Annotated in this window: 11 protein-coding genes; 4 read left to right on the forward strand and 7 right to left on the reverse strand. The window is 71.1% G+C overall.

Annotated elements, in window-relative coordinates; genetic code table 11:
* Positions 1 to 106 precede the first annotated feature (106 nt).
* The 4 genes from AC3E6M_RS13860 to AC3E6M_RS13875 all read right to left on the reverse strand — a co-directional run bounded on the left by AC3E6M_RS13860 (position 107) and on the right by AC3E6M_RS13875 (position 7,373).
* Positions 107 to 2,611 carry a glycogen/starch/alpha-glucan phosphorylase gene (locus tag AC3E6M_RS13860; protein ID WP_490530254.1) on the reverse strand — a complete coding sequence of 835 codons (2,505 nt, stop codon included), beginning with the start codon at positions 2,609 to 2,611 and terminating at the stop codon, positions 107 to 109.
* Between the two features lie 101 nt (positions 2,612 to 2,712).
* Positions 2,713 to 4,551 carry a lipase family protein gene (locus AC3E6M_RS13865; protein WP_490530256.1) on the reverse strand — a complete coding sequence of 613 codons (1,839 nt, stop codon included), beginning with the start codon at positions 4,549 to 4,551 and terminating at the stop codon, positions 2,713 to 2,715.
* Between the two features lie 54 nt (positions 4,552 to 4,605).
* The gene (locus AC3E6M_RS13870) at positions 4,606 to 5,427 is read right to left on the reverse strand and encodes an aldo/keto reductase (RefSeq protein WP_490530257.1); all 822 of its coding nucleotides are present in this window, start codon (positions 5,425 to 5,427) and stop codon (positions 4,606 to 4,608) included.
* A 149-nt stretch (positions 5,428 to 5,576) separates the two neighbouring features.
* Entirely contained in the window at positions 5,577 to 7,373 is a 1,797-nt protein-coding gene (locus tag AC3E6M_RS13875; protein ID WP_490530258.1) for a proline--tRNA ligase, read from the reverse strand.
* Between the two features lie 83 nt (positions 7,374 to 7,456).
* On the opposite strand from AC3E6M_RS13875, the gene AC3E6M_RS13880 reads away from it, so the two are divergent.
* Positions 7,457 to 8,272 carry an NADH:ubiquinone oxidoreductase subunit 4 (chain M) gene (locus AC3E6M_RS13880; protein ID WP_490530260.1) on the forward strand — a complete coding sequence of 272 codons (816 nt, stop codon included), beginning with the start codon at positions 7,457 to 7,459 and terminating at the stop codon, positions 8,270 to 8,272.
* A 19-nt stretch (positions 8,273 to 8,291) separates the two neighbouring features.
* Positions 8,292 to 8,930, forward strand: a complete 639-nt coding sequence (gene pcp / locus AC3E6M_RS13885) for a pyroglutamyl-peptidase I (protein ID WP_490530261.1) — start codon at positions 8,292 to 8,294, stop codon at positions 8,928 to 8,930.
* A gap of 62 nt (positions 8,931 to 8,992) precedes the next feature.
* Here the strand turns inward: pcp and AC3E6M_RS13890 are convergent, their stop codons facing one another.
* Both AC3E6M_RS13890 and ispG read right to left on the reverse strand, forming a co-directional pair.
* Entirely contained in the window at positions 8,993 to 10,174 is a 1,182-nt protein-coding gene (locus AC3E6M_RS13890; protein WP_138176946.1) for a benzoate/H(+) symporter BenE family transporter, read from the reverse strand.
* Between the two features lie 26 nt (positions 10,175 to 10,200).
* Positions 10,201 to 11,352 carry a flavodoxin-dependent (E)-4-hydroxy-3-methylbut-2-enyl-diphosphate synthase gene (ispG, locus tag AC3E6M_RS13895; protein ID WP_171024354.1) on the reverse strand — a complete coding sequence of 384 codons (1,152 nt, stop codon included), beginning with the start codon at positions 11,350 to 11,352 and terminating at the stop codon, positions 10,201 to 10,203.
* A gap of 203 nt (positions 11,353 to 11,555) precedes the next feature.
* Between ispG and AC3E6M_RS13900 the strand changes: the two genes are divergently transcribed.
* Positions 11,556 to 13,538 carry an anthranilate synthase family protein gene (locus AC3E6M_RS13900; protein WP_490530262.1) on the forward strand — a complete coding sequence of 661 codons (1,983 nt, stop codon included), beginning with the start codon at positions 11,556 to 11,558 and terminating at the stop codon, positions 13,536 to 13,538.
* An 81-nt stretch (positions 13,539 to 13,619) separates the two neighbouring features.
* On the opposite strand, the gene AC3E6M_RS13905 is transcribed toward AC3E6M_RS13900, so the two are convergent.
* Positions 13,620 to 14,936, reverse strand: coding sequence for a M50 family metallopeptidase (locus AC3E6M_RS13905; protein ID WP_138176940.1), 1,317 nt, complete (start codon positions 14,934 to 14,936; stop codon positions 13,620 to 13,622).
* Positions 14,937 to 15,023: 87 nt separating this feature from the next.
* Here AC3E6M_RS13905 and AC3E6M_RS13910 point away from each other — a divergent pair, with 87 nt between their 5' ends.
* Positions 15,024 to 16,682: a Mur ligase family protein gene (locus tag AC3E6M_RS13910; protein WP_394529784.1), complete on the forward strand. Its 1,659-nt coding sequence runs from the start codon at positions 15,024 to 15,026 to the stop codon at positions 16,680 to 16,682.
* Positions 16,683 to 16,918 lie beyond the last annotated feature (236 nt).

Genomic DNA, 16,918 nt, shown 5'->3' on the forward strand with positions numbered 1-16,918 from the left:
CGCGTGCGCCGGCGCCGCGAACGGGCGCCCGCCGGTCAGCCTTCGGCGTCTTCCTGCCAGAGCGGGACGGATGCCACGACACCGGGGTCGTGGCATCCGTCTCTGCTCAGTTGACGGGCGTCGCGTGCCAGATGCGGTCGAGGTAGTCGCGCATCGAGCGGTCGGACGAGAAGAAGCCGCTGCGGGCGACGTTGAGGATCGCCGAGCGCACCCAGCCGTCCTGGTCGGCGTACGCGGCGTCGACCCGCTCCTGCGCGTCGACGTACGAGCCGAAGTCGGCGAGCGCCATGAAACGGTCGTCGTACAGCAGGTTCGACACGAGCGGTTCGAACACCGAACGGTCGCCGCCCGAGAACGCCCCCGAGGCGATGAGGTCGAGAGCCGCGCGCAAGCGCTCGTCGCGGTGGTAGAAGTCCGCGGGACGGTAGCCCTCGGCCCACAGCGCTTCGACCTCGGGCTCGCTCATGCCGAAGAGGAAGAAGTTGTCGTCTCCGACGAGCTGGCGGATCTCGACGTTCGCGCCGTCGTCGGTGCCGATCGTCAGGGCGCCGTTGAGGGCGAGCTTCATGTTGCCGGTGCCCGAGGCCTCCTTGCCCGCGAGCGAGATCTGCTCGGACAGGTCGGCGGCCGGGATGATGCTCTCGGCCAGCGTCACGTTGTAGTTGGCCGGGTACAGCACCCTCAGGCGGCCCTGCACGCGCGGATCGGCGTTGACGACCTCTCCGACGGCGTTGATGAGGTGGATGATGTGCTTGGCCATCGCGTACCCAGGCGCCGCCTTGGCGCCGAACAGGAACGTCCGCGGCTGCACCTGCTCGATCGGCACGCGACCGGAGACGATGCCGTCGTAGGCGCTCACGATGTGCAGGACCTTCAGCGTCTGACGCTTGTACTCGTGCAGACGCTTGATCATCACGTCGAGCAGGTGCCCATCGTCGATCGTCATCCCGTCGCGCGCCGAGAGCACGCGACCCAGGCGCCGTTTGTTGGCCGCCTTCACCGCGGCGAAGCGATCGCGGAACTCGGGGTCGTCGGCGAACGCCTCGAGCCCGCGCAGCCGCTCGAGGTCGACGGTCCATCCGGCCCCGAGCGTCTCGGTGATGAGCTCCGAGAGGTCGGGGTTGGCCAGGCGCAGGAAGCGCCGCGGCGTGACGCCGTTGGTGACGTTGGTGAACTTCTCCGGCCACATCTGCGCGAAGTCCTTCAGCACGTTGTCGCGCAGCAGCTGCGAGTGCAGTTCGGCGACGCCGTTCACCTTGGATCCGGCGACGGTGGCGAGGTAGGCCATCCGCACCGAACGGAAGGGGTGCTCGCCGATGATGGACATGTCCCGGATGAGCATCTCGTCGTCGCCGAACCGCTCGCGCACCGCGAGGAGGAAATCGTCGTTGATGCGGTAGATGATCTCGAGGTGGCGCGGCAGCAGTCGTCCGAGCAGGTCGACCGACCAGACCTCCAGCGCCTCGGGCAGCAGCGTGTGGCACGTGTAGGCGAAGCACTTCTGGGTGATGGCCCACGCGGCATCCCACTCCATGTGCTTCTCGTCGACGAGCACGCGCATGAGCTCGGGCACCCCGATGACGGGGTGGGTGTCGTTGAGCTGGAAGATCACGCGCTCGGGGAGCGTGTCGAGGTCGAAGCCCTCGGGCAGGACGTGCTCGATGAAGTCCGCGATCGAGGCCGCGACGAAGAAGTACTGCTGCTGCAGCCGCAGCTCCTTGCCCTGCGGGGTGGAGTCCTCGGGGTAGAGCACCTTGGAGATGTTCTCGGCGAAGGTCTGCGCGCGCACCGACTCGACGTAGTCGCCGGAGTTGAACGTGTGCAGGTCGAACGCGTTGGTGGCCACGGCGCGCCACAGGCGCAGGGTGTTGACCCGCCCGTTGTGGTAGCCGGGGACCATCATGTTGTACGGCACCGCCAGGACGTTCCAGTCCGGAACCCAGCGCGAGCGCTCGACACCCTCGTCGACATAAGTCTCGGTGCGCCCGCCGAACGAGATCGTCTGCGCCGCCTCGGGGTGCGGGAAGTCCCACGGCGATCCCAGTCGCAGCCACGCGTCGGGCTGTTCGATCTGCTGTCCGTCGGCGAAGGCCTGGCGGAAGATGCCGTACTCGTAGCGGATGCCGTACCCGATGGTGGGGATGCTCATGGTGGCGAGCGAGTCGATGAAGCACGCCGCGAGACGTCCGAGGCCGCCGTTGCCCAGGCCCGGCTCGATCTCGAGAGCGCGCAGATCCTCGATGTCGATGCCGCACTGCGCGAGAGCCTCGGTGGCGATATCGGTCAAGCGCGCCGCGAGCAGATTGTTGTCGAGCTGACGTCCCAGCAGGTACTCGGCCGAGAGGTAGCAGACGGTCTTGGACTGCTGTCGCGCCTGCTGCGCCTGGTCGTCGAGCCAGCGCGCCATGAGGTAGTCGCGAACGGTCCCGGCCAGCGCCAAGTAGCGGTCGTTGTCATCGGATGCCGACAGCGCCACCCCCTGGTCGAAGTTCAGGTTCTGCAGGAAACGACGCACGAAGCCGTCGACCGACGCCGCGGGTGCGGCGACGGGCGCCAGCGCGAGCGGGTGGGTCGGGCGGAGCTCGGACGGGGAAGCGGTGTTGTCGGGCACGGTTCGACCGTAATGAGAACGGACGGCGAGCGCCAAGAGGCAACGGGATCGACACGAGATCGTCACCCTGACGCCGCACACGCCACGGGTCCGCTGGTCGGTCAGCGCAGACCGCACCCGTCCACGACCTGTGCGCGCCGCTCGATGAGTCCCTTGGTCCAGTCGTACAGCACGGGGAGGAACCGGGACTTCGGCAGGATCGGGCGCAAGTGGTCGTATCCGGCGTACGTCGCCCACCGGACCGGCTGCCCCTCGGCGCACAACGTGTCGACGTACTCGCGCTGGAGGCGCGGGGGGATCACTTCGTCGTCGGCGCCCCACGCGACGAGCATCGGGGTGCCCAGGGGCTGGGTGATCGCGTTCTCGGCGAGGCGGCGTCCGAGCGCGCCGTCGGTGAGGTCGGCGGAGTAGAGGGGGCGGTCCTCCGAGACACCGAGGGCGGTGAGCACCGAGACCACGACTCCGGGCTCGCTCGGGCAGCGCTGCGTCATCTCGAGCACGATCGAACGCGATCCCTCGGCGATGTAGTCGTCGAGATTCACGTCGGGATAGGTCTCGGAGTACGGCACGAGCACCCACGAGGTCAGCACCGAGAGCATCGCGTTGGGCGGGCCCGACAGGAGTTCGCGCGCGAGCGCCGGCGGGTCGGCCACCGGGGCGACCACGGCAGTGCCGAGCACGTCGACGCCGGGCGCGTACTCGGGGGCGATGGCGGTGGTCCACAGCGCCGCGTGCCCGCCCTGCGAATGCCCCCACACGACCGTGTCGGGTGACAGCACGAGATCGGTGCGCAGTTCGCCCGTGGCCAGCACCGCGTCCAGCGACGACCGGGCCTCGCCCTCACCGATGAGGTACGGGTAGGCGCCGGGTGCGCCTTGGCCGGAGAAGTCGGAGGCCACGACGACCCACCCCGCCTTCAGCGCCTGTTCCAGAGCCGGGATCGACCACCGGGTGGCCGACGCGTCGCGCAGACTCGGCGCGCACCCCTGCGCGACTCCGGTGGTCCCGTGGTTCCACACGATGACCGGCCGCGGGCCGGGCGGCGGATCCTTCGGCACGATCACGAGCGCGCTCGCCACCGCGGGGCGGTCGACGGCGTCGCGGGTGGTGTACAGGATGCGAGTGGCGTCGCCGTTCTCGGGGGCCCGGCCGAGGTACGAATCGGAGCGGATCAGCCGCCCGTGACCCGACGGGAGCTCGGCGGGCGGGTCGTAGAACGCGTCGACGACGGGCGCGCCGTCCTGCAGCCAGTCGTTGAGGAACCACCCGCCGGCGGCGGTAGCCACCAGCACGAGCGACAGCGCGTACCGACCCGCGGCCGCCCAGCGCGACCGCGAGAGTCGGCGGCGTGCCCGGCGCGCGGCATCCCCTCCGGCCTCCGTCGGACGCGGACGACGGATGCCACGCGCCCCACGCACCAGGATGCCGAGGCCGAACACGACCGTGCGCAGACCGAAGATCACCGCCAGCACGAGCACCGTGACGTCGGGCCATGTGAAGGACAGCACGCCGAAGGCCAACTGGGCGATGCCCCACGCTCCACGCAGGATCCGGACGCTCGCCGGTCCCGGACGCAGGACGCCGCCGATCGAGGCGAGTCCGCCGATGATCAGCAGAACCGCCAGGACGGCGGGAAGGAGCTCGAGACTGCGGCCGAGCCAGACGAGCACCGCCAGACCGGCGAGGATCCACGCGCCCGCCACGATGCGCGGCCACACCCCGGCCGGCCGGCCGGCGATCTCGACCACGCCCGTCACGATCGCGCTCACTCCGACGTAGATCCCCAGCAGCGCGATCGAGGTGAGCGGGCGCGTGACGATGAGGACGCCCAGGACGACGACGACCGCCCCGACGATCAGCAGGACACGGGGCGGCGCATCGCGCACGAGTTCCGGGAGGGCGCTCCACCGCCGCGACAGGGGGCGGGGGCGTGCGGGCATCCGGCAATGATAGACAGCCCGCAGCACCCTCAGGCCCGCGGCGCCGCCCGGCGGTCAGTCCAGGTCGGGGTCGCGTCCCGTGCGCTCGCCGGTCTCGAGGTTCGCGATCGCGGCGTGATCGGTGGAATCCAGGACGAAGTCGAACACGTCGCCGTTCTCGCGCAGCCGGTCCAGCGATACCGATTTCGGGAAGACGACGAGACCGCGGTCGAGGTGCCAGCGGATCACGACCTGCGCGGGAGTCTTGCGGTACCGCGCCGCGATGTCGGCGAGCACGGGCTCGTCGAGCAGGCCGCCGCGCGCGAGCGGCGCCCACGACTCGGTGACGATCCCGTGGGCGGCGTTCCAGTCGACCAGAGCGTTCTGCGGGAACCGCGGGTGCAGCTCCACCTGATCGATGACCGGCAGCACGCCCGTCTCGTCGCGGAGGCGCTCGATGTGGGCCGGCGAGAAGTTGCTCACGCCGATCGAGGTGACCCGCCCCTCCTCGCGCAGGCGCACCAGAGCGCGCCAGGTGTCGACGTACCGGTCGGCGCTGGGGATCGGCCAGTGGATCAGGTACAGATCGACCCGGTCGAGACCCAGACGCTCGGCACTCGCGTCGAACGCGCGGAGGGTCTCGTCGAAGCCGTGGTCGTCGTTCCACACCTTGGTCGTGACGAAGACGTCGTCACGTGCGACGCCCGAGGCGCGCAGCCCCTCGCCCACCTCGCGCTCGTTGCCGTACAGCGCGGCGGTGTCCACGTGCCGGTAGCCGGCGACGATGGCTCCGGCGACCAGATCCGCGGTGACGTCTGCGGGCACCTTGTAGGTGCCGACCCCGAGCTGCGGGATCGACGAGCCGTCGGACAGGGGCACGCGGGGCGCTGAGATCATGGCATCCACGCTATCCGCCGCGAGCGCGCACCGGGCCGAGGGTGGTTCCGGCGGCCCCTCACCCGTGAGACTGCATCCCGCCGACAACTCCGCTGCAGCGTGCAGGGGGTTTGTCGGCGGGATGCGGTCTCGGTGAATCGAGGGGCGGCTCAGCCCTGCAGGCGCGTGAGCGCCTCGGCCACCGGAAGCGTCTCGCGCTCGCCCGAGCGGCGGTCCCACAGCTCCACTTCGCCGTCGGCGGCCCCGCGCCCGACGATGAGGATGCGCGGGATGCCGACGAGCTCGGCGTCGCCGAACTTCACGCCGGGCGAGACCTTGGGGCGGTCGTCGTACAGAACGTCCAGTCCGGCGGCCTCGAGCTGATCGGACACGGATGCCGCGAGGTCGAAGGCCACGGCATCCCGACCCGTCGCCACGACGTGCACGTCGAACGGCGCGACCGCGGCGGGCCAGATGAGGCCCTTCGCGTCGTTGTTGAGTTCGGCGATGATCGCGAGGATGCGGGTGACCCCGATGCCGTACGAGCCCATCGTGACGGTCGCGAGCTTGCCGTTCTCGTCGAGCACCTTCAACCCCAGCGCTTCGGCGTACTTGCGGCCGAGCTGGAAGACGTGGCCGATCTCCATGCCGCGCGCGAGCTCGACCGGACCCGAGCCGTCGGGGGCCGGGTCACCCGGGCGCACCGAGGCGGCCTCGACGAAACCGTCGCCGACGAAGTCGCGGCCCGCGACGAGCGAGTGCACGTGCTTCTGGTCGATGTTGGCGCCGGTGATCCACGCGGTGCCGTCGACGACGCGGGGGTCGAGGAAGTACCGGATGCCGGTCGCCGACTCCTCGCCGAGGACGGGGCCCGTGGGCGACCAGGGGCCGATGTAGCCCTTGACCAGGAGCGGGTGCTTCGCGAAGTCGGCCTCGGTGGCGGCCTCGACCTCGGCCGGGGCGAAGGCCACCTCGACGCGCTTGTCGTCGATGTCGCGGTCGCCGGGGATGCCGACGACGACGATCTCCCGCGTGCCGTCGAGGTGCGTGAGCGCGAGCACGACGTTCTTCAGTGTGTGCGCGGCGGTCCACTCGGCGGCTTCGGCGGTCGCGGGACCGGCGATGCCGGGGGCGGGCGCGTCGAGCTGGGCATTGGAGTGGTCGACGAGCGTCGCGATCGTGGGGGTGTTCGGCGAATCGAAGATCACCGGCTCGGGCTGTCCCTCGATCGGCCGCGCCTCGGGGACGACCGTGGTGAACGCCTCGACGTTCGCGGCGTACCCGCCGGCCGACCGCACGAAAGTGTCCTCGCCGATGGGCGTCGGGTGCAGGAACTCCTCCGACTTCGACCCGCCCATGGCACCGGCGTCGGCCGCGACGATGACGTATTCGAGGCCGAGACGCTGGAAGATCCGCTCGTACGCATCGCGCTGCGCCTGGTACGAGGCATCCAGCCCGGCATCCGTCGCGTCGAACGAGTAGGCGTCCTTCATCGTGAACTCACGACCGCGCAGGAGACCCGCGCGAGGACGCGCCTCGTCGCGGTACTTGTCCTGGATCTGGAACAGCGTGAGCGGCAGGTCCTTGTACGACGAGTACAGGTCCTTCACCAGGAGCGTGAACATCTCCTCGTGCGTGGGGGCGAGCAGGTAGTCGGCGCCCTTGCGGTCCTGCAGGCGGAACAGCGCGTCGCCGTACTCCTCCCAGCGGCCCGTCTGCTCGTAGGGCTCGCGCGGCAGCAGGGCCGGGAAGTGCACCTCGAACGCGCCCGCGTTCGCCATCTCCTCGCGGACGACGGTCTCGATCTTCGCCTTGACCCTCAGGCCCAGCGGCAGCCACGCGAAGATGCCCGGGGCGTTGCGACGGATGTAGCCGGCGCGCACGAGCAGGCGGTGGCTCGTGACCTCGGCATCCGAGGGGTCTTCGCGAAGCGTGCGGAGGAAGTAGTTCGAGAGACGGGTGACCACGAGAGTCGAGTCTAGAGCGGTGGATGCCGAGGGCTCCGCGCTCGCGCCCCGTTCTGCCGACCACCACGATCTAGGGTGAGCAGGTGCGCACCCGCTGGATCGTTCTTCTCACTGCCTCCGTCGCCCTCCTCGCGGGTGTGCTGGTCTGGGTCGGCATCGGTGCCGTGGGCGGCGCGAGCGGGTGGTACGGGACGGGGCACCGCCAGCCCGCGGCGGAGTCTTCCGGCGAGTTCGCCACGACCGGGACGTATCAGCTCCAGGGCGACGGCACGCTCGCCCCGGAGCCGGAAGGGCGGGCGCGCCAGGTGTGGGACGACTTCGTGCGGGTCGCGACGCCCGCCTTCGTGGCCTCGGACATCACGGGCTACCGGACGGGTGACGACTCCGGCAGCGACACGCTCGCCTACGTCACGAGCGACGAGAACGACTCGACGAAGTGGGTGTTCGCCGCGAACCTGGCCTACGCCGACGACGCCGACCTGCTGCTGTCCACGCTCGTGCACGAGTACGCCCACCTGCTGAGCCTCGGGATCGACGATGTCGACCCCGACGCGACCGAGTGCGACACCGAATGGAGCGGTGCCGGATGTCTCCTCCCCGACGCCGACCTGGAGCACTTCGCACAGCGCTTCTGGACCGGATACACCGACGCTCCCGCGCGCGACAACGTCGACGCGGATGTCGCGGCGGAGTTCTACCAGGCGCACGAAGAGGACTTCGTCAGCGAATACGCCGCGACGAACGCCTCCGAGGACTTCGCCGAGACCTTCGCCACCTGGGTCGTCGAGCCCGACGGTGCGCGCGACTCGGTGATCGGCGAGAAGTTCGCGTTCTTCGACGGCCTCCCCGAGTACGCCGGCGCACGCGACCGGATCCGCGCGGAGTTCGGCCTCGGCTGAGCCGACGTAGCGTGGAGGGATGACGACGATCCTGCTGACCGGTTTCGCACCCTTCGCCGGCGACGCCACGAATCCGTCGGGGGATGCCGTGCGCCTAGTCACCGCCCGGTGGGACGGACCCGAGACGCTCGTCACCGAGGTCCTTCCGGTGGTCTTCGACGCCGCCGACGAGCGCCTCCGCGCTCTGATCGCGACTCATCAGCCGAACGTCGTGATCGCGGTGGGACTCGCGGGAGGTCGCGCGGCCCTCACACCCGAGCGCGTCGCGATCAATCTCGCCGACGCGCGCATCGCCGACAACGCCGGCGCCCAGCCTCTCGACCGGCCCGGCGTCGAGGGTGGCCCCGCGGCCTACTTCGCCACCCTGCCGGTCAAGGCCATGGCCGCCGCGCTGACGGACGCGGGCCTTCCCGCCTCCGTCTCCCACTCGGCGGGGACGTTCGTCTGCAATCACGTCATGTACGCCGCGCTCCACGCCACCGCGCACACCCCGGAGGTCCGGGCGGGGTTCGTGCACGTGCCGTACGCGCGCGAGGACGCCCCCGCGGACGCTCCCTCGTTGCCGCTGGACGACATCGTCCGCGGGCTCGAGATCGCGATCCGCACCGCCGTCGACACCCCCGTCGAGGCGGCGGTGCCGGGCGGCGCGCTGCACTGAGAGGCAGCTCGGTCCCGGCCGGGCCGTGCGGTGTCGTCGCCGAATCGCGAGCCGAGCGAGGCTCAGGCCGCGCGCCGGCGCCCCACGTGCAGTACGGCCCGCACCACCAGCCCCGCGAGCAGCGCCCAGAACGCCGCGCTGACGCCGGCCACCGCGACCCCCGACGCGGCGACGAGGAACGTCACGACCGCGGGCAGCCGCTCGCCGGGATCGTCGATGGCCTGCTGCACGGCAGCGCCGAAGGCGCCGAACAGGGCGACGCCCGCCACGGCCGGGATGACGCCCGCGGGGGCGAGGAGCACGAGCGCCACGAAGGCGGACGACAGCGCCGCCAAGACGAGATACGTCCCGCCGGCCGAGACCCCTGCGACCCAACGCCGCTTCGGATCCGGGTGGGAGTCCGGACCGGCGGCGATCGCCGCGCTGATCGCGGCGAGGTTGGCGGCGTGGCCGCCCGCCGTCGCCGCGGCGGCCGTCCCGAGGCCCGTGACGAGCATCGACGGACGCCACGGCACGGTGTAGCCGAAGCTGCGCATGACGGCGACGCCCGGCACGTTCTGCGACGCCATCGTCACGACGAACAGCGGCACGGCCACGGCGATGACCGAGCCGAACGTGAGCACCGGGGCGGTGAACTCCAGGCGCGGCAGCAGGGCCGCGGCATCCACTCCCCCGCCGGTGCGGGCGAGTTCCAGCCAGATCACGACCGTGGCCGCGACGAAAGCGAGCGGCACCGCCCACCGCGGCAGCAGACGGGATGCCACCAGCCACACGATCAGGACCGGCGCCACGCCCCACGGGTCGCTCACGAGCCCTGCGAACGGCGCCACGCACAACGGGAGCAGCACGCCCGCGAGCATCGCCTGGGCGATGGAGGGCGGGATGCGGGCGATGAGCGCCCCGAGCGGCGGGAACAGTGCCGTGGCGAGGATCAGCGCGGCGCAGACGAGGAACCCGCCCACCGCCGCCGGCCACCCGCCCTCGATTGTGCCGGTCGCCGCGAGCAGGGCCGCCCCCGGGGTCGACCACGCCAGAGTGATCGGCATCCGGTACCGCCACGCGAGCACGATGCAGCCGACCCCGATGACGACCGTGATCGCCAGGAGGCCGCTCGCCGCTTGCGTCGGAGTGGCCCCGAGCGCCCCGAGCCCGGTGAGGACGACGGCGAACGTGCTGGTGAAGCCGACGAGCGCGGTGACGACGCCCGAGACGAGCGGGCGGGCGAGGGAGGCGGTCGAAGTCATGGAGACTCCGACGCTAGCGGGTCGGGTCAGACGGTGACGACCTGGGCCGTGCCGGGAGCGGCATCCGGGCCCATCTCGTCGGCGAGGCGATTGGCCTCTTCGATGAGGGTCTGCACGATCTCGGCCTCGGGCACGGTCTTGATGACCTGGCCCTTGACGAAGATCTGGCCTTTGCCGTTGCCCGACGCCACGCCGAGGTCGGCCTCGCGTGCCTCGCCCGGACCGTTGACGACGCAGCCCATGACGGCCACGCGCAGCGGAACCGTCATGTCCTTGAGCCCCTCGGTGACGTCGTCGGCGAGCGTGTAGACGTCGACCTGCGCGCGACCGCACGACGGGCACGAGACGATCTCGAGCTTGCGCTCGCGCAGGTTCAACGACTGCAGGATCTGATGCCCGACCTTGACCTCTTCGGCCGGCGGTGCCGAGAGCGAGACGCGGATCGTGTCGCCGATGCCCTCCGAGAGCAGGATGCCGAAGGCCGTCGCGCTCTTGATCGTGCCTTGGAAGGCCGGACCCGCCTCGGTGACACCGAGGTGGAGGGGCCAGTCGCCGCGCTCGGCGAGCAGGCGGTAAGCCTTGACCATCACGATCGGGTCGTTGTGCTTGACCGAGATCTTGAAGTCGTGGAAGTCGTGCTCCTCGAACAGCGAGGCTTCCCACACCGCGCTCTCCACGAGAGCCTCGGGGGTGGCCTTGCCGTACTTCTCGAGGAGGCGGCGGTCGAGCGACCCGGCGTTGACGCCGATGCGAAGCGAAACGCCGGCGTCCTTGGCGGCCTTGGCGATCGCGCCGACCTGGTCGTCGAACTTGCGGATGTTGCCGGGGTTCACGCGCACCGCGCCGCACCCGGCGTCGATCGCCTGGAAGACGTACTTCGGCTGGAAGTGGATGTCGGCGATGACCGGGATCTGGCTCTTCTTGGCGATGATGTGCAGCACGTCGGCGTCGTCCTGCGACGGCACCGCCACGCGAACGATCTCGCACCCGGATGCCGTGAGCTCGGCGATCTGCTGCAGGGTGGCGTTGATGTTGGTCGTGGGCGTCGTCGTCATCGACTGGACGCTGACGGGGGCGTCACCGCCGACGAGGACCTTGCCGACCTTGATCTGGCGCGTCTTTCGACGGGGAGCGAGGACCTCCGGTACGCGGGGCATCCCGATGTTCACTGCAGGCACGCGCCCAGCCTACGCCGCCGCGCCCGAGCGAGGGCTGAGGGCGCTCTGTGGTAGGTTCGGCGCCATGCACGCGTATACCTGCTGGTGGCCCACCGTCTAGGCGGTGAGCACGTGTGCGACAGACCGCCCTCCCTCGGGATCCGGGCGGTCTTCGTGTTTCCGGCGGCCGCTTTGGACCCTCGATCTCAGACGGAAGTACTTCGATGACCGGGCCCGACCCCTCCTCCCTGATCCACGACCTGCTCGCCGGTGACGCGCCGTTCGCGCTCATCGCTCGCGACGACGCGACCGTCGAGGTGCTCACCGGCACCGTCGTCGACGTCGACCTCCTCGCCGACATCCCGCTGATCGACGGCGACAGCGCGCCCCGCGAGGTTCTGGCCCTCGTGCCGTTCCGACAGGTCCGCGAGCGCGGTTTCGTCTGCCACGACGACGGCGCACCGCTGCGCTGCCTCGTGATCGACGAGCGGATGCCGCTCCCCCGCGCCGAAGTCATGGCATCCCTCCCATCCGAGCCCGTGGCCCTCGACGGCGCCGGGTTCGACATCGACGACGAGTCCTACGCCGACATCGTGCGCCGGGTGATCGCGGACGAGATCGGGCGCGGCGAGGGGGCGAACTTCGTCATCCGGCGCGACTTCGTCGCCGGAGTCGAGGCCGACCCGCGCGTCGCCGCACTCACGTGGTTCCGTGCGCTGCTCGAGCACGAGAAGGGCGCGTACTGGACCTTCGCGGTCGTGACCCCCGATCACGTCGCGGTCGGCGCGAGCCCCGAGGCGCACGTGAGCGCCCGCGAGGGCATCGTGACGATGAACCCCATCTCGGGCACGTTCCGCCACCCGCAGGGCGGCGCCACGGCGGACACGCTCGCGGAGTTCCTGCGATCGACCAAAGAGACCGAGGAGCTCTTCATGGTCGTCGACGAGGAGCTGAAGATGATGAGCGCCGTCTGCAGCGACGGCGGACGCATCACCGGGCCGCACCTCAAAGAGATGTCGCGTCTGACGCACACCGAGTACATGCTGCGCGGGCGCAGCACGCTCGACCCGCGCGACATCCTCCGCGAGACGATGTTCGCCCCGACCGTCACCGGGTCGCCGATGCAGAACGCCTGCACCGTGATCGCCCGCCACGAGACGACGCCGCGCGGCTACTACTCCGGCGTCGCCGCCCTGTTCACGCCCAACGGTGCCGCGGAGGGCGTGACCCACGACCTCGACGCCCCCATCCTCATTCGCACGGCGTACCTCGTCGACGGACGCCTGCGTGTACCCGTCGGGGCGACGCTGGTGCGCCACTCCGACCCGTACGGCGAGGTCGGCGAGACGCACGGCAAGGCCGCCGGGGTGCTCGGGGCGATCGGCGCGATCCCGCGCGACACGGTCCCCGCGGCCGACGCCGATGCCGACCCCGACGCGCCGGTCGCCCCGCGTCGCCCGCTCGCCGAGGATCCCGCGATCGCGGAGCTCCTGGCATCCCGCAACGACCGGCTCGCCCCGTTCTGGATGAACCCGCAAGACCCCGACGGTTCGGGACCCTTCGCCGGGCGCACCGCTCTGGTCGTGGATGCCGAGGACCGCTTCACCACGATGCTCGCGCACCAGCTGCGCCACCTGGGGCTCGACGCCCGGATCGTGCACTGGTCGGAGGCGACCGATGCCGACGTGGACGGGGCCGACCTCGTGGTCGCGGGCCCCGGTCCGGGGGACCCGCGCGACGACAGCCCCCGCATGGAAGCGATGCGCCGCGTCGTCTCCCGCCGTCTCTTCCGCCGCGCCCCTTTGCTGGCGGTGTGCCTGAGCCATCAGATCCTGGCCGATCAGCTGGGCATCGATCTCGCGCCCCTCGCGCAGCCGCACCAGGGGTTGCAGAAGAGCGTCGACGTGTTCGGCGAGCCCGCCGCGATCGGTTTCTACAACACGTTCACGGCGCGGGTCGCCCCCGGCACGACCGAACGCGGGATCACCGTCGGGTCCGTCACGGCCACGTCGGATCCCACCGACGCCGTGTCGTCCCTGCCGACGGCCGGCCGGGATATCGCGGTAGAGGTCTCCGCGGATGCAGAGACCGGCGACGTCTACGCCCTGCGCGGCCCCGCCGTGGCGAGCGTGCAGGGACACCTCGAGTCGATCCTGTCCCGCGACGGCATGCGCACCCTCGAGCGCCTCATCGCCTTCGCCCTCTGACGCGGGCACATCTCCTGCAGATCCAGGTCGGACAGCGGCCCGGCGTCGCGTACCGTGCGCGCAGCAGGAGTCGCGCGACCCCTACAGCAGCTGGATCGGGTTGAAGACGTCGGCGAGGAACAGGACACCGCCCATGCCGATGAGCAGCACGACCACGACGAAGGTCAGGGGCACGAGCTTGGTGGCATCCACGGGTCGGGCGACCTTGCCGCGGACGCGGGCGATCCAGCGCTTCACCCCGTCCCACAGCGCCACGACGACGTGGCCGCCGTCCAGCGGCAGGAGCGGAATGAGGTTGAAGACGAACAGCGCGATGTTCAGCGCCGCCAGCAGGCTGATGATCGACTGCACCCGCGCGAGGATCGGCGCATCGACCGCGGCGAACTCGCCCGCGAGACGCCCGGCGCCTACGACGCTGAGCGGACCGTTCGGGTCGCGCGGCTGGCCGGTGAACAGGTCGACCGCGGTGTCGTAGACGCGGACGGGGAGCTGCGTCATGATCTGCGCGACCGCGCCGACCTGCTGGACCGTGGCCTCGGGCCCCGCCCAGATCGGCTGCGGAACGAGGGCCGCCTGAGGACGGAGTCCCGCGAAGCCCACCGTCCGGTACTGCGTCGCGCCGGAGGCGTCCACCACGGGACGCCCGTCGGCACCCGTCACCGCGAGGTCCGTGGAGACCGGGGTGACCGTGAGGGTCTGCTCGGTGCCGTCGCGCTCGACGACGACGGGCAGCGCCTGACCCGGCGAGCGCTGGATGATCGCCGCGGCTTCGTCGAACGTCGAGACGGGGGTACCGCCGATCGAGACGATCGTGTCGCCCGGACGGATGCCGGCGGCCGCCGCCGGAGCGGTCGGGTCGCTGGACTGGCAGTCGGCGCGCTCGGCACTGGCGGGGATGACGCACTGCGAGACCGAGGCCACCGTCGTGGTGCCCTGCGTGACGCCGATGGCGCTGACGGCGATGGCCGAGAGGACGAAGGCCAGGAGGAGGTTCATGACCGGCCCCCCGAGCATGATGATGATCCGCTTCCCGACCGGGAGCTTGTAGAACACACGATCGTCGCCCGCGATCATCGTCTCGGCGTTCGCGTCGCGCGCGTCCTGGATCATCGTGGCGAACAGCCGCGAGCGACGCGTGGGCTGTGCCTCGCCGTCGGGGGCGGGCGGGAACATGCCCGACATCGAGATGAATCCGCCCAGCGGGAGGAGCTTGACCCCGTACTCCGTCTCGCCGATGCGGCGCGACCACAGGGTGGGCCCGAACCCGATCATGTACTGCCCGACGCGCACGCCGAAGAGCTTCGCGGGCAGCAGGTGCCCGATCTCGTGCAGAGCGATCGAGACGGCCAAGCCGATCACGAGCACGAGCACGCCGATGAGGAAGGCGATCGCGGTCACCTGCCGAAGATACCGCCGTCGCCCTTTGAACCGCCCGTGCGGCTCCGATGCGAGGCCTGTGCGGGCACGGATGAGACAATGGAGGGGATGCCGATCGACACGCCCTCCCACCTCCCGCCCGTCCTCCGGCCGGAGCATCCGCCCCGCCGCGACCTCGCGGAGCTGGCCCGCCGTTTCGGTGTGCGCAGCGTCGGCGACGTCGAGGGCACCGACCTCACCGGCATCACTCTGGCCACCGCCGATCTGCGGGAGGGAGAAGCCTTCGTCGCCATCCGCGGCGTGAACCGTCACGGGGCGGAGTTCGCCGCGACCGCGGCTGAGCGCGGAGCCGTCGCGGTCATCACCGACGAGGCGGGCGCCGAGATCGCGGCATCCACGGGTCTTCCGATCGTGGTGGTCGAAAACCCCCGCGCGCTGCTCGGCGACCTGTCGGCGTGGGTGTACGGCACCGGCGCCGACGACGACCTGCCGCAGCTGCTGGCGACGACCGGGACGAACGGCAAGACGAGCGTGTCGCATCTGCTCGAAGGCATCCTGGGTCAGCTCGGCGTGGTCACGGGCCTGTCGTCGACGGCCGAGCGCCACATCGCGGGCGAGGTCATCGTGTCGCGGCTGACGACGCCCGAGGCCTCCGAGTTCCACGCCCTCCTGGCCCTGATGCGCGAGCGCGGGGTCGAGGCCGTGGCGGTGGAGGTGAGCGCGCAGGCGCTGACCCGTCACCGCGTCGACGGGCTGGTGTTCGACGTCGCCGGCTTCACCAACCTCACACACGACCACCTCGACGACTACGCCGACATGCGCGAGTACTTCGAGGCCAAGCTTCCCCTCTTCCGTGCGGACCGGTCGCGCCGTGGCGTGGTGTGCCTGGACTCCGCCGCCGGAGCCGAGATCGCCGCGCGCGCCGAGATCCCGGTCGTCACGATCGTCACGCCGGCGATCGCCGAGGATCCGACCGCCGAGGCCGACTGGACCGTCGAGATCGTCGCGGAGCGCCAGGACGGCACCGAGTTCACCCTTCGCTCGCGCGACGGGCGCACGGTGACCACCGTCGTCCCGGTGATCGGTCGGCACATGGCCGCGAACGCGGGTCTCGCGATCGTGATGCTGCTCGAGGTCGGATACTCGTGGGAGCAGCTGTCGAACGCTCTCGACGGTGGCCGTATCTCGGCCTCGCTGCCCGGACGCACGCAGCTGGTCTCGGGCCCCGACGGCCCCGCCGTGTACGTCGACTTCGGCCACTCCCCCGACGCGTTCGAGAAGACGCTCGCCGCCGTGCGGCGCGTCACCCCCGGAAAGGTCGTGATGCTCTTCGGCGCCGACGGCGACCGCGACGCCACCAAGCGCCACGACATGGGGCGCACGGCGGTCGAGGGCAGCGACGTGCTGATCGTCACCGACCACCATCCCCGCCACGAGGATCCGGATGCCATCCGCGCGGTGCTCGTCGAGGGCGCACGCCGCGCCCGCCCCGACGCCGAGATCCACGAGTTCAGCCCGCCCGAGCGCGCGATCCTCGAGGCCGTGGCACTCGTGGGCGAGGGCGACGCGATCCTGTGGGCCGGCCCCGGACACCAGGACTACCGCGACATCCGCGGCATCCGCACGCCGTACTCGGCGCGGGAGCTGTCGCGCCGCGCACTGCGGGCTGCGGGCTGGGCCGTTCCGGATCCGCAGTGGCCCGTGCCGTACCCGGCCGACCGCACGCCGTCGTCCGACCCCGAGCGCCCCGTCGACTTCCCCGCCTGACGGGGCGGCCGCGCCGTCACGGACGCCGCCGATCCGCACAACTCCTGCACCCCCGGTCTGCCGCGCACGCGGAGGGCTGCGGCATCCGATTCCGCCGGAGTTGTGCCCGACCCCGGCACCCCGCGAACCCGCCCGGCCCACCCGCACAACTCCTGCACGACCGCAGCGCCCCGCGCCCCGGCCAGCCCGGCATCCAATTCCGCCGGAGTTGTGCACGACCCCGACGCCCCGCGAAC

This window comes from Microbacterium sp. SCPM-O-B-15248 (M128) (assembly GCF_058214835.1).

Bases quoted from the DNA above. Each gene is read 5' to 3' on its own strand.
- AC3E6M_RS13865 (WP_490530256.1), bottom strand. From the start codon at position 4,551: ATGCCCGCACGCCCCCGCCCCCTGTCGCGGCGGTGGAGCGCCCTCCCG.
- AC3E6M_RS13870 (WP_490530257.1), bottom strand. From the start codon at position 5,427: ATGATCTCAGCGCCCCGCGTGCCCCTGTCCGACGGCTCGTCGATCCCG.
- pcp (WP_490530261.1), top strand. From the start codon at position 8,292: ATGACGACGATCCTGCTGACCGGTTTCGCACCCTTCGCCGGCGACGCC.
- AC3E6M_RS13890 (WP_138176946.1), bottom strand. From the start codon at position 10,174: ATGACTTCGACCGCCTCCCTCGCCCGCCCGCTCGTCTCGGGCGTCGTC.
- AC3E6M_RS13900 (WP_490530262.1), top strand. From the start codon at position 11,556: ATGACCGGGCCCGACCCCTCCTCCCTGATCCACGACCTGCTCGCCGGT.
- AC3E6M_RS13910 (WP_394529784.1), top strand. From the start codon at position 15,024: ATGCCGATCGACACGCCCTCCCACCTCCCGCCCGTCCTCCGGCCGGAG.